Below are 12,364 nucleotides of genomic sequence, written 5' to 3'. Positions count from 1 at the left end.
GTTAACATGAGTCACTATGAAATCGATGATCTACTGATCAAAGCCTATAATCTTAAAGCTTCAGACCTGCATTTAACCGTGGCATCGCCTCCGATCTGCCGGTCAAACGGAGGCTTGAAGCCGCTTGGGGAAGCTACATTTATACCCGGAGATCTTCAGACGATAGCAAAACAGATGATTCCAAAGCACAGATACGAAGAATTTCTCCAAAAAGGGGAGATTGATTTCAGCTACAGTATCCAGAACGTATCAAGGTTCAGAGTGAATGTTTATAAGCAGCGAAACTCTATTGCCATTGCGATCCGCATCATTACCAATCTGATTCCGGATTTTACCGAATTGAAGCTGCCGCCTGTTATCAGAGGGTTATGTACAAAACCGCAGGGGCTCATTCTCGTAACCGGCCCGACCGGATCCGGAAAATCCACGACACTAGCAGCGATGATTGATTTCATCAATAAGCACCAGTCAAAGCATATTATTACTCTTGAAGATCCGATTGAGTATTTACATAACCATCAGCAGTCAATGGTCAATCAGCGTGAAGTCGGACTGGATACTCATACATTTGCCAACGGACTGCGGTCTGCTTTGCGTCAGGACCCTGATATTATTCTCGTTGGAGAAATGAGAGACCTTGAAACGATTTCTACGGCGATTACAGCAGCTGAAACGGGGCATCTTGTACTTGCCACTCTTCATACGAGCGGAGCAGCCCAGACAATAGACCGGATCATTGATGTATTTGAACCTCATCAGCAGGGACAGATCCGCACTCAGCTTGCCTCTGTTCTTCAGGCAGTCATCTCACAAAGGCTTTTTCCAAGTGCACGTGGAGACGGCAGAATGGCAGGGATTGAAGTGTTGATCAACCTTCCTTCCGTTGCAAACCTGATCCGGAGTGAAAAAACCCACCAGATCGCAAATGTCATTCAGACTGGACGTTCTCATGGTATGCAGTCGATGACAATGGCCATCCAGCAGCTTGTTCAATCCGGACAGGTAGATTATAAAGAGGTGCAGGCTTTCCTGACCACGGGTGATTACACATGACGGTATATAAATATACCGGCCGTACCTCTAAAGGTGTGCTGAAAAAAGGAACAATTGATTCCATTAATGAACAGGAAGCTAAAACAAAGCTGAGGGAACAGGGAATCAACGCAAGGGAAATAAAACCATCCAACAGCATTCTGCACAAGGAGATTTATTTAACTCCACCAGTCAGTCAGAAAGACTTCGTTCTTTTCTGCCGTCAGTTTGCAACGCTGATCAAAGCAGGGATTTCAATTGTTGAATCAACAGGAATCCTGGCCAATCAGGTCTCAGGAAAAGTGCTGAAAAAAACGTTGTGGCTCGTAAAGGATGAAATCCAGTCCGGTACGCCTTTTTCAACGGCTGTTGCCAAATATCCAAAAGTGTTTCCTCCAATTTTTATCAACCTCATCCGGGCTGGAGAGGCGACAGGGCGCATGGATGAAACGCTTGACCGGCTGGCGTCCTATTTTGAAAAACAATACACCCTGAAGAAAAAAGTGCAGTCAGCTCTCGCCTATCCAATTCTGTTATCTATTCTGACGGTCGGGGTTGTCATTTTCTTAATGACCACAATTGTTCCGAGATTCACCGTCATGTTTGAACAGGCAGGAAGTGAACTGCCTGCTATAACAGCTTTTATATTGTCGATCAGTGAGTTTATTCAATCGTTCTGGTGGCTCTTAGCCATCATCCTGATCGTAGTGGTTGGAGGTTCTGTCTATTTATATCAGTCCAACCCATCTGTAAGGTATTATGTCTCAGTATTTATCATTCGTATCCCGCTGTTTGGACCGCTTTTACAAAAAGCACTTATAGCAAGAATGGCAAGAACATTATCATCACTATTTTCAAGCTCTGTACCTATCTTACAGGCAATCTCCATTGTTCAAAGGGTCGTCAACAACCCGCCAATGGAAAAGGTGTTAGCAGAAGCCCGTACAAATCTTGAATCCGGTGGACGGCTTTCAGAGCCCTTTGAAAAAAGCTGGCTGTTTCCTCCTCTCGTTCATCAGATGACTGCAATCGGGGAAAAAACAGGGTCACTTGATTTCATGCTGGAAAACATCGCTTCTTTTTACGAAGCAGAAGTAGACAGAAGCGTGGACACGCTTAAGACACTCATTGAGCCCATCATGATCGTGATACTGGCAGCAGTGGTCGGAACCATCGTTCTCGCCATCATGATCCCGCTCTTCAGCTTATATAATCAGATCTGATCAAAACCGTATTTTAAGGAGGTGAACCTGCATTTCAAGGTCAATTGGATTTACTCTATGAATCTTTTAAAATTGCTGGAGGGGAAAAATATGAGAAAAATGTTTAAAACACTTAAAAACCAAAAAGGACTTACACTAGTCGAGCTGCTCGCTGTACTCGTAATTCTAGCCATCATCGCAGCCATTGCCGTACCAATTATTACAGGAATCATCAATGATTCACAAGAACGAGCAGATGCAGCAGAAGCACTAAACGTTATTCAGGCAGCAAAACTGGCTGAAAACGCCGGTGGGTTGGATTGTGCTGCTACCCCTGTAGAATGTACACCTGATGGTTTGGAAGACTATATTGATGCAGGTAATTTCACTTCTGTAACATCAAATGCAGCTGGTTTGTATACTATCAACGCGTACGTAGATTCTGATGGAGTTAACCAAGATTGGGATGAAAATAGATTAGCGGAAATTTTAGAATAAATTTTTTCGTTATTGATCTAATCTAGGCAATAGTATCAAAATCTTAATAAGTGGTTTCACACTATTTATTCCATTTTGAAATAGCACTTATGAAAGTTAAAACAATCAGTGCCGGGGACATCCGAAGACTCCTGCGGCAGAGAAGAGACAGGTGAGACAGCGTAATGCGAAGCATTAGCTGGCTCACCGCGCGGCCAAGGAAAAGCGGAGGCGGGCGTTTAGGGACGTGCAAACTGGACCGGCCCCGACGGAGATAAAGGAAACACAGTGAACGCAGTGAGCTGATGTTGACTTATCGGACGAGGGGACGGGAAGTTTGCTAGTCCCTGCCCGCCGCAGCTAGACAATGGAAAGCGAAGGAATGTCCCGGCACGGTTGATAAAATTCACCTTGATTAATAAAACACACCTAACTCGTCAGACAGGAGCGAATCACATGATTTTTCAAAAGAAAAAAACAGTCAGCATATTGATCCAGGATTACGTCATCAGACTCGCGATGACAGATAAACAAACATCCGGATCCATAGAAATTATTGAAAAAGTGATTCCCTCCGGTCTGATCGAAGAAGGTCAAATAACGGATGAATCGGGTTTTTATGATTTTTTTAAAAAACTAGTAGAGGAATGGGGCATAAAAAAACATAAAGTGCGTTTTTTTGTTCCCGATTCCTCTGTCCTGATGAAACCCGTTTCCATTCCAGCAGGGTTGAAGGGAACGGCAATCAGTGAACATTTCATGATGGAAACCGGACAGTCCATTCATTTTCCCTTTGAAAATCCACTGATTGATGTGATCCGTCTGGATTCACAGAGCAGAAGTGAGCCGGATGAAGTCCCGGGAATATTATTCGCTTCTCCGGAAGAAGATGTACAAACGTTTACCAATGTATTTGAAGATGTGAAGTTAATTCCCGAAGCGGCAGAAGTGAAAGCACTTGCTCTGCACCGCCTGCTTTTCTCTATGAATGCCCTCGACACAAGCAGGACGTATTTGATCAGTGACTGGTCGGTCAACGGATTGAATATAACGATCTTTTCAAATGGAATCATTGACTTTATGAGATACCAGCCAATTGAAACGATACTTGGGAACTGGGAGATTGAGCAGGACGGTAAACAAGTTCATATCAGGTTACCCGGCGATTCATTTTTATATGAGCAGCAGCTTGAGGACCGCATTACAGAACTGGAAAGACTGATGAATTTCTATCGTTTCTCATTACATAAAGGGGAAAAATCAGTTAATGAGCTGATTATTTCCGGAGATAATCCATTCCTTGAATGGATTACAGAAAAAGTGAATGAACGTTATGAGATCCCTGTGCAAATGATTGATCATCAGCGACTGCTGCCTCACTTTCAGGGGATGGAAGCGAAGCATGCCGCATTGCTTGGACTTTTTTTGAAAGGAGCAACCCGCTGAATGATTCATGAAATTAACCTTTTACCAAGAAAAGAACCTGCCATTACAGCAAAAAAACTGATTTTGATCATTGCCGCTGCTGTTTGGTTACTCGTCATGATCTTATTGGTTGTCAGCTTTTTCTCACATAAATCCGATATTCTCGTGCTTAATTCGGAACAGAGCAGACTGACGACAGAGCTGGCGCTGTTAAATTCAGCTGAACCGGCTGTGTTAACCGAGGGATCTAATTATTCAACTGCATTGAATGAGGCAGGGGAACTGGATAATGTGGTGTCTGTGTATTTAAAAGAGTTGGTACGCTATTTGCCGGAGAACGGGTATCTTATTCAATTTGAATGGAATGAAGATCTTTTAGTTGTTCAGCATCAGTTTGAAACACTGAATCATGCTACTTCATACATAAGCGGAATAAAAGAGTCTGACAAGTTTTCAAACGTAGCAGTGGAGAAATTGGAATCTTATTTCCCGGGTAATGAGCCGGAGGACTTTGATCAAATTCCAAGATATTTAGTAACACTGCACCTTACTATTCTTGAGGAGGAGGAAACAGATGGAGCTGAGTAAAAAAGATACCATCGTCATCATGTTAATTTTTCTCCTCTTTCTTCAATTAATTGTTTTTTGGCTGTTTTTTGTCCGTCCGCTTAATGAAGAAGCAGATAAACTGTCTGAACAAGTGGAAGGCCTGGAGGATCAGGTGGCGTTGAAAGGGCTTGAAAGTCAGCCGGCTGATCAAAATCAAAATAACACGCCTGTATCCATTGATAACAGGTTTCCTGTTACGCCTTCAGAAGAGCAGTTGTTGCTGGGAATGCAGCAAGCAGAATTAATGAGTAACACGAGGCTTGAGACAGTAGATTTTGTGATGGAGGACCCCGAGCTTACCGGGCTTGAAAGTGAGGAAGATTCTGCAGACCTGATTGATGGGGTAGTGCCGGATGACGATGTGACGGATTCACAGGAAGAAGATAAGCTTTTTAATCAGATGAATGGGTATGAGCAGTTAACATTTGAATCTGTCGTTTCAGCAGGTGATTACACGAGTCTTCTGATATTCATTGAGGAAATGGAGCGGCTCGAAAGGTTCATTCGCTTTAACGAACTTTATTTCACCCAGTCAACCTTGGAAGATATGCTCGTAAATGATTTGGATGAACCGATCATTTCATTGGAAATGGAAGTTTCCACTTATTATTACGGAAATGAACCTGGCCGGTAAAGGGGGGGCGAATAAATGACAATACTATTTACAGGTTATTTTACGGTCCTTGGGTTGATTTTCGGTTCGTTTTTTAATGTAGCCGGACTTCGGATTCCGAAGAAACAATCGATCGTTTCGCCCGGTTCCAGCTGTCCGGTTTGCAGACATAAACTGAGATGGTTTGAGCTCATTCCTTTTTTTTCGTACTTGATTCAAAAAGGGGTTTGCCGATCCTGCGGAACGCGCATTTCCCCGATTTATCCGGTGATGGAGCTGATCACGGGCATAAGCTTTGGTTATGCCTTTTATACAATTGGATTTTCACCCGAACTGGCAGTAGCGGTCGTTTTTATTTCTTTGTTAGTCATCATTTCTGTTTCTGATATGGCCTATATGCTTATCCCCGACAAAATCCTGCTGTTTTTTGCGGTAATCCTTGTACCTTTAAGGTTATTAGTTCCACTTGATCCATGGTGGGATGCACTTGCAGGCGCAGTGGCAGGTTTTGGCCTGTTGTTTCTCATTGCCGTTTTATCAAAAGGAGGCATGGGCGGCGGCGATATTAAGCTGTATGGTGTAATCGGCCTCGTACTTGGCGTGAAGCTGACGTTGCTTTCTTTCTTTTTCGCTACGCTGATTGGCACGGTGGCAGGCTTATTTATGATTTATTTTAAGAAGAAATCGAGAAAAGAACCTGTTCCTTTTGGTCCTTCGATTGCAGCAGGCTCGTTGATTGTTTATTTTTTTGGAGAGAAATTGCTTGAGTGGTACTGGTCTTACTTTATAATGTAATCGAATTATGTCACACCTTTTTCAGAACAGGACGACACGAGTCTTGTTCTTTTTTATTTTCTGCGTGTTAGGCTCTTGTTTACATGGACTAAAAGGAGCTGCTCAAATGAAACAGGGACCTCTCTCGAATCGAACAGAAAAGAAAGTCATCCGGTTTCCGGTAAACAGAAAACCCTCCACTCATAAAAAGAAATTCGTATTTATTCCAATTATTGCTGCAGCTGTCTGTTCAACTTTATTTGCCGTTCTCATTTTCAGTCTGACTGAATATCCGGACCAGGCCGAACCTGTCATTATGCTGTCAGAGCCTGGTGAAGCTGAGCCGGCAGTAAAGCAGGTATCTGAAACTGCGGAGATCCCGTCAATTGCTGTCTGGGTAGTGCAGGGTGGGGTGTTTAATGAAGCAGGAACAGCTGAGGAAATTTATCGTAAGCTCGCTGAAAAAGGTCCGGTTATCCAGACGATTCACGAGGAAAAATATGCGCTCTGGCTTTTTACAGGAGCCATTGAACAACAGGCGAAAGCATACGCAGAGAAAGTCGGAGGGGAAATTTATATAAAGGAAGTTCATAATCCCGCAGTCATGCTGACACTGACGGCTGAAGACAGACAATGGATGGAAGCTGCTTTTCAGGAGATCACAAGACAGCTTGCAGCACCTCAGCCATTCGAGCTGTCACTGAAAGATTATGAGCCTGTTCATCCTTCCCTTCAAACGCTGTGGACCAGGCTTACTCATCTGGAAAAATCAGATTCATCCACTCGCCATCAATCTCTGCTGGAAACCGTTAAGTCGATCTGGGATATGAAAGAAGAATGAAACGCAGGGGATATGCTATACTATAGCAGTCTCCTTTTTTAATTCCACGCAGAGGTGAAATCAATGATTATTTTAGCTTCACAGTCCCCCAGAAGAAAAGAATTAATGCAGCATCTGAACCTTCCTTTTACAGTGATTCCGTCATCGTTTGATGAGTCTTCCGTTACTGCAACATCACCGGAAAAGACGGTAGAAATACTGGCAGAGGAAAAAGCCCGCACTGTTGCAGCAGATTATCCCGAACAGATTGTCATTGGCTGTGACACAGTCGTATATGATCAAAAAATATTAGGCAAACCGGCTGATCAGAATCAGGCAAGGGACATGCTGCGGTCTCTCTCAGGAAATACCCACACCGTTTATACAGGCGTCTCAATCCAGAAAGGAAGTATTGTTAAAACCTTTACTGAAGCGGTTGACGTGACGTTCTGGCCTTTATCGGATCAGGAGATCGAAGACTACATCCTTACCTCCGATCCATACGATAAAGCCGGAGCTTACGGTATTCAGACAGGCGGCTCCCTTTTCGTGAAGAAAATTGAGGGGGATTATTACGCCGTTGTCGGATTACCGGTTTCCCGATTGAAAAGAGAACTTCTGCCTTTTCTTGACTGATGAGCCGTATGCCGTCAGGAGGAAACGATTTGGTATTAATTCCGCAATCCACACTGATGATCCGAGATTTTAAGGACGAAGACAGGCCCCGGGAGCGATTAAAAATGCAGGGGCCCCAGAGTCTGTCGAATCAGGAGCTCATCGCCATCCTTCTTAGAACGGGTTCGAAGCAGGAATCCGTCCTCACCCTTGCGAACAAACTTCTCCACGAATTTAATGGTCTCCGATCACTTAAAGAAGCATCTTTCGAAGAAATCACCACACTAAAAGGAATCGGTGATGCAAAAGCGATTCAGATTCTTGCCGCAGTTGAAATTGGCAGAAGAATTGCCAATATCACATTTGAAGACCGGTTCACCATCCGTTCACCTGAAGACGGGGCATCGATGCTGATGAATGAAATGCGGTTTCTCACACAGGAGCATTTCGTCGCCCTTTATTTAAATACAAAAAATCAGGTTATTCATCAGCAGACCATTTTTATCGGAAGCCTGAATGCCTCGATTGTGCATCCGCGTGAGGTTTTTAAAGAAGCTTTTAAACGTTCAGCAGCTTCTATTATATGCGCCCATAATCACCCGAGTGGCGATCCGTCCCCGTCAAAAGAGGATATTGATGTAACCAGACGACTCGTTGAATGCGGTAAGATGATCGGGATTGAGGTGCTTGACCATTTAATCATCGGAGAAAAGAAGTATGTCAGCCTGAAGGAAAAAGGATATATGTAACGTTGTTAATTTGGGTTCTGGTAGGCTATAATTAAAGCTATGGTTTTTGCCTTCAGGGCAATTTGTGGATTAGAAAGGGAGATACTCCATGTTTGGATCAAAAGATATTGGGATTGACTTAGGAACGGCAAATACACTCGTTTACATAAAGGGGAAGGGGATCGTATTAAGAGAGCCTTCTGTTGTAGCGTTGCGTCAGGATACAAGAGATATTGTAGCAGTTGGAAATGAAGCAAGAAACATGATCGGAAGAACGCCAGGAAACATTGTGGCACTGCGTCCAATGAAGGATGGTGTTATTGCAGATTTTGAAACGACATCAACCATGATGAAATATTATATGAACCAGGCGTTGAAAAATACCGGATCATTTGCTAGAAAGCCTTATGTGATGGTGTGCGTGCCATCCGGTATCACATCTGTTGAGAGAAGAGCGGTTGTTGACGCAGCCCGTTCTGCAGGTGCAAAGGATGCATTTCCGATTGAAGAGCCTTTTGCAGCAGCAATTGGGGCCGGTCTTCCGGTATGGGAGCCGACAGGAAGTATGGTCGTGGATATCGGTGGCGGGACAACTGAAGTTGCCGTTATTTCCCTTGGAGGAATTGTGACAAGTGAGTCCATTCGTGTAGCCGGTGATGAGCTTGATGATGCGATCATCTCTTATATCAGAAAGCAGTACAATCTGATGATCGGTGAAAGAACAGCCGAAGCGATTAAAATGGAAATTGGATCTGCTGTTGCATCAGAAAATGAAAGCTCTATGGAAATCAGAGGGCGTGATCTGTTAACAGGTCTGCCAAAAACAATTGAAATTTCTGAAGAGGAAATTCGCAAAGCACTTGCGGATACGATTGCCGTTATTATTGAATCTGTGAAAAGCACACTGGAGCATACGCCACCGGAACTTTCAGCGGACATTATGGATCGTGGTATTGTCTTAACAGGTGGTGGAGCACTCCTTAGAGGACTTGATCAGCTGATCACGGAAGAAACAGCGATGCCGGTCCATATCGCAGAGGAACCGCTTGATTGTGTAGCAATCGGAACTGGAAAAGCACTGGATAATATCGACTATTTCAAGAAGCAGAAGTAGGGAATACAGTTAATTGAGGTGTACAGGACATGCCATCGTTTTTTATGAATAAAAGGCTGATCGTGCTGCTTGTCAGTATTATTCTGCTTGTTGCACTGATCGGTTTTTCCACGCGGGAGAGAGAAAACATTTCATGGCCGGAGCAGTTTGTGAAGGATATTGTCGGATTTGGACAAAATATTGCCTCTAAACCAACCGGCTTTGCAGAAGGAATGGTTGAAAACGTTCAGGATTTGCTGAATACGTACACGGAAAACAAAAAACTGAAGGCCCGGCTTGAAGAATTGGCTCTACTTGAAACACAGGTGGCTGATTTAACGAGAGACAATGAAGAGCTTAGAGCCATGAACAACATCGACAGTAATATCCGTGAAATGGAAAGCGTTAATGCTACTGTTATTGCAAGAAACCCGGACCAGTGGCAGGAATCCATTATTATTGATAAAGGTCAGGTCAACGGGATCGAGACAGACATGGCAGTCAGAACGTCCGGCGGTATGATTGGACGCGTCAAGGATACAAGTCAGTTCACATCCACCGTTGAGCTGTTAAGCGCACGTAACGAAAACAACCGTGTGTCCGCTCTTATTCAGTCAGGGGAAAATAATATTTATGGACTTGTAGAAGGATTTGACCTTGAGCGGGATGAATTAATGGTAAGGAAAATTCCTTTTGACCAGGAAGTAGAGGTTGGATCCAATGTCATCACTTCCGGACTGGGAGGCGTTTTCCCAAGAGGGTTGCTGATTGGTGAAGTGACAGAGGTTACACCTGATGAGTACGGACTGACACAAACGGCCTATGTAAAACCGGCTGCGAGCCTGTATGATATCGAACACGTGATGGTCATTGAAAGAATGGCTGCCGGAGAAGATGAAATCGAACAGGAAGCAACAGAGGAGGAAGAGGAATGAGACGATTTCTTCTTCCTTTTCTCGCCACCGTGATTTTTTACAGTGAAAGTATTTTTGCCACGTTTTCCCCTGTAGAAATGTTTGGGGATACCCGGTTTCTCGTTCCCCGCTTTCTTTTTGTATTTTTAATTTTTTTGAGTATTTATTATCAGCGTAACGCCGGATACATATACGGATTTGTATTTGGATTTTTATATGATGTCTTTTTCACAGGCGTCATTGGTGTTTATATGTTTCTTTTTCCTGCTTTAATTTATGCCGCCAGATTTATTTTGCGCTACATTAATCAAAATATCGTTGTAACCGGATTAATCGGGCTGCTTTTAATTACTGCATTGGAATTTCTCGTTTATCAGTTTAATCTTCTGATCGGTATTGCAGGAATCAATTTTCAGACGTTTTTAAATCAAAGGCTTTATTCAACATTGCTATTTAATGCACTATTCATTCTTATTGCGGCACTTCCGCTGAAATACTGGATGACAGCACTGCGCAAAAGTCAATTTGATGATTAAATTGCTTAGGGTTTGGGGTGAATGATAATGAGTCAAAAGCGCCAGAACGTAATGATTAAAGGAACCAAGGATGGCTTTATTTTAAAGCTTGATGATCAGTGCGGTTATGATGTGCTGAAAGAAGAAATGGTTGAAAAACTGTCTGTTCAGTACAATTCCATTGAAGATCATGCGGTAAAAGCAAAAATCGAAGTGGGTAACCGCTTTTTAACAGATGATCAAAAAGAAGAGCTGAAAGAAATTGTCCATCGTCAAAAAAGTCTGATCGTTGAAGAAATCTACAGCAATGTGTTGACTGTCGAAGAGTCGAATCAGCTGATCAGAGAACGTGAAATGTCTTCTCTAACAGGGATTGTCCGTTCGGGACAAGTTATCGAAGTTGAAGGTGACTTTCTTCTGATTGGTGACGTCAACCCTGGCGGAATGATCATGGCCGGAGGGAATATTTTTATTCTCGGCGCACTCAAGGGAGTGGCACACGCCGGATGTTACGGAAACAATGAGGCTGTCATCGTCGCGTCTCAAATGACACCTGCGCAGCTGAGGATTTCTACAAGGCTGAACCGTGCCCCTGATCAGGATGATGAATCGCATGAAATGGAATGTGCCTATATAGATGAAAATGACCAGATCGTTGTGGATCGGTTACAAGTATTGCGTCATGTCCGTCCTGGAATGACCAAGTTTGAAGGAGGAAGATAACGTGGGTGATGCAATCGTCATAACGTCAGGAAAAGGGGGAGTCGGGAAAACGACTACCACTGCAAACCTGGGTACTGCAATCGCAATGCAGGGAAAGAAGGTCTGTCTGATCGATACAGATATTGGCCTTCGTAATCTGGATGTCGTGCTGGGGCTTGAAAACCGGATCATCTATGATCTGGTAGACGTCGTGGAAGGCCGCTGTAAGGTTCATCAGGCGCTTGTCAAAGATAAGCGTTTTGATGATTTACTATACTTATTGCCTGCAGCACAGACGAGTGATAAGTCTGCTGTAACACCGGAGCAGATGAAAGAACTGGTGGAACAGCTGAAGCAGGATTATGATTATATTCTGATCGACTGTCCGGCAGGGATTGAGCAGGGCTATAAAAACGCCATCGCCGGAGCTAATCGCGCGATCGTTGTGACAACGCCTGAACGTTCTGCTGTCAGAGATGCAGACCGGATTGTCGGCCTGCTTGAGCAGGAAGAGGTAGATCCGCCTGTACTGATTATTAACCGGATCCGAAATCATTTAATGGAATCAGGAGAGATGCTCGACATTGACGAGGTAACAACACACCTGTCTATTGATCTTCTCGGCATCGTAGTAGATGATGATCAGGTCATTACGGCTGCAAATAAAGGTGAACCTGTCACATTAAATCCTGACAGTAAAGCCTCAATTGCTTATCGCAATATTGCCAGACGTATTCTCGGTGAATCTGTACCACTGATGGCTATTGCAGAAGAAAAACCTTCTTTTTTCCAGAAGATCTTCAGTCTGATCGGCAAGAAGTAACATAAGATGAAACACTAAAACC

At 43.7% G+C, this 12,364-nt stretch carries 15 protein-coding genes; all 15 read left to right on the top strand.

The window, feature by feature from the left end:
• Positions 1-6: 6 nt before the first annotated feature.
• On the top strand, positions 7-1,053 hold the full coding sequence (locus tag E2491_RS16725; RefSeq protein WP_134376762.1) for a type IV pilus twitching motility protein PilT: 1,047 nt from the start codon (positions 7-9) through the stop codon (positions 1,051-1,053).
• Entirely contained in the window at positions 1,050-2,255 is a 1,206-nt protein-coding gene (locus E2491_RS16720; RefSeq protein ID WP_134376761.1) for a type II secretion system F family protein, read from the top strand. Before E2491_RS16725 ends, E2491_RS16720 begins: the two co-directional genes overlap by 4 nt.
• A 90-nt stretch (positions 2,256-2,345) precedes the next feature.
• On the top strand, positions 2,346-2,732 hold the full coding sequence (locus tag E2491_RS16715; protein ID WP_134376760.1) for a prepilin-type N-terminal cleavage/methylation domain-containing protein: 387 nt from the start codon (positions 2,346-2,348) through the stop codon (positions 2,730-2,732).
• Positions 2,733-3,167: 435 nt separating this feature from the next.
• A complete protein-coding gene (gene pilM / locus E2491_RS16710; RefSeq protein WP_134376759.1) occupies positions 3,168-4,157 on the top strand; it encodes a type IV pilus biogenesis protein PilM in 990 nt (329 codons plus the stop codon).
• The gene (locus tag E2491_RS16705) at positions 4,158-4,724 is read left to right on the top strand and encodes a hypothetical protein (protein ID WP_134376758.1); all 567 of its coding nucleotides are present in this window, start codon (positions 4,158-4,160) and stop codon (positions 4,722-4,724) included.
• Positions 4,711-5,379: a hypothetical protein gene (locus E2491_RS16700; RefSeq protein ID WP_134376757.1), complete on the top strand. Its 669-nt coding sequence runs from the start codon at positions 4,711-4,713 to the stop codon at positions 5,377-5,379. The genes E2491_RS16705 and E2491_RS16700 overlap by 14 nt, the downstream gene beginning before the upstream one ends.
• A 15-nt stretch (positions 5,380-5,394) precedes the next feature.
• Positions 5,395-6,153, top strand: a complete 759-nt coding sequence (locus E2491_RS16695) for a prepilin peptidase (RefSeq protein ID WP_134376756.1) — start codon at positions 5,395-5,397, stop codon at positions 6,151-6,153.
• 106 nt (positions 6,154-6,259) lie between these two features.
• Positions 6,260-6,973, top strand: a complete 714-nt coding sequence (locus tag E2491_RS16690) for a hypothetical protein (protein ID WP_134376755.1) — start codon at positions 6,260-6,262, stop codon at positions 6,971-6,973.
• Between the two features lie 54 nt (positions 6,974-7,027).
• Positions 7,028-7,588: a Maf family protein gene (locus E2491_RS16685; protein ID WP_134376754.1), complete on the top strand. Its 561-nt coding sequence runs from the start codon at positions 7,028-7,030 to the stop codon at positions 7,586-7,588.
• A gap of 56 nt (positions 7,589-7,644) precedes the next feature.
• Positions 7,645-8,316 carry a RadC family protein gene (gene radC, locus E2491_RS16680; RefSeq protein ID WP_208528098.1) on the top strand — a complete coding sequence of 224 codons (672 nt, stop codon included), beginning with the start codon at positions 7,645-7,647 and terminating at the stop codon, positions 8,314-8,316.
• Positions 8,317-8,404: 88 nt separating this feature from the next.
• Positions 8,405-9,409, top strand: a complete 1,005-nt coding sequence (locus E2491_RS16675; RefSeq protein ID WP_134376753.1) for a rod shape-determining protein — start codon at positions 8,405-8,407, stop codon at positions 9,407-9,409.
• A 29-nt stretch (positions 9,410-9,438) separates the two neighbouring features.
• Positions 9,439-10,323, top strand: a complete 885-nt coding sequence (gene mreC, locus E2491_RS16670) for a rod shape-determining protein MreC (RefSeq protein WP_134376752.1) — start codon at positions 9,439-9,441, stop codon at positions 10,321-10,323.
• Entirely contained in the window at positions 10,320-10,838 is a 519-nt protein-coding gene (gene mreD / locus E2491_RS16665; protein WP_134376751.1) for a rod shape-determining protein MreD, read from the top strand. Before mreC ends, mreD begins: the two co-directional genes overlap by 4 nt.
• Before the next feature lie 27 nt (positions 10,839-10,865).
• Positions 10,866-11,540 carry a septum site-determining protein MinC gene (minC, locus tag E2491_RS16660; RefSeq protein ID WP_305778196.1) on the top strand — a complete coding sequence of 225 codons (675 nt, stop codon included), beginning with the start codon at positions 10,866-10,868 and terminating at the stop codon, positions 11,538-11,540.
• 1 nt (position 11,541) lies between these two features.
• The gene (gene minD / locus E2491_RS16655; RefSeq protein WP_134376749.1) at positions 11,542-12,342 is read left to right on the top strand and encodes a septum site-determining protein MinD; all 801 of its coding nucleotides are present in this window, start codon (positions 11,542-11,544) and stop codon (positions 12,340-12,342) included.
• The last annotated feature ends 22 nt before the right edge of the window (positions 12,343-12,364 follow it).

Origin of the sequence: Jeotgalibacillus sp. R-1-5s-1, assembly GCF_004405105.1 — a bacterium.
Lineage (GTDB): Bacteria > Bacillota > Bacilli > Bacillales > Jeotgalibacillaceae > Jeotgalibacillus.
This window is presented reverse-complemented; position numbering and strand designations above follow the sequence as displayed.

Coding starts and splice junctions, on each gene's coding strand:
- E2491_RS16725 (WP_134376762.1), top strand. CDS start 7: ATGAGTCACTATGAAATCGATGATCTACTGATCAAAGCCTATAATCTT.
- E2491_RS16720 (WP_134376761.1), top strand. CDS start 1,050: ATGACGGTATATAAATATACCGGCCGTACCTCTAAAGGTGTGCTGAAA.
- E2491_RS16715 (WP_134376760.1), top strand. CDS start 2,346: ATGAGAAAAATGTTTAAAACACTTAAAAACCAAAAAGGACTTACACTA.
- pilM (WP_134376759.1), top strand. CDS start 3,168: ATGATTTTTCAAAAGAAAAAAACAGTCAGCATATTGATCCAGGATTAC.
- E2491_RS16705 (WP_134376758.1), top strand. CDS start 4,158: ATGATTCATGAAATTAACCTTTTACCAAGAAAAGAACCTGCCATTACA.
- E2491_RS16700 (WP_134376757.1), top strand. CDS start 4,711: ATGGAGCTGAGTAAAAAAGATACCATCGTCATCATGTTAATTTTTCTC.
- E2491_RS16695 (WP_134376756.1), top strand. CDS start 5,395: ATGACAATACTATTTACAGGTTATTTTACGGTCCTTGGGTTGATTTTC.
- E2491_RS16690 (WP_134376755.1), top strand. CDS start 6,260: ATGAAACAGGGACCTCTCTCGAATCGAACAGAAAAGAAAGTCATCCGG.
- radC (WP_208528098.1), top strand. CDS start 7,645: ATGATCCGAGATTTTAAGGACGAAGACAGGCCCCGGGAGCGATTAAAA.
- E2491_RS16675 (WP_134376753.1), top strand. CDS start 8,405: ATGTTTGGATCAAAAGATATTGGGATTGACTTAGGAACGGCAAATACA.
- mreC (WP_134376752.1), top strand. CDS start 9,439: ATGCCATCGTTTTTTATGAATAAAAGGCTGATCGTGCTGCTTGTCAGT.
- mreD (WP_134376751.1), top strand. CDS start 10,320: ATGAGACGATTTCTTCTTCCTTTTCTCGCCACCGTGATTTTTTACAGT.
- minC (WP_305778196.1), top strand. CDS start 10,866: ATGAGTCAAAAGCGCCAGAACGTAATGATTAAAGGAACCAAGGATGGC.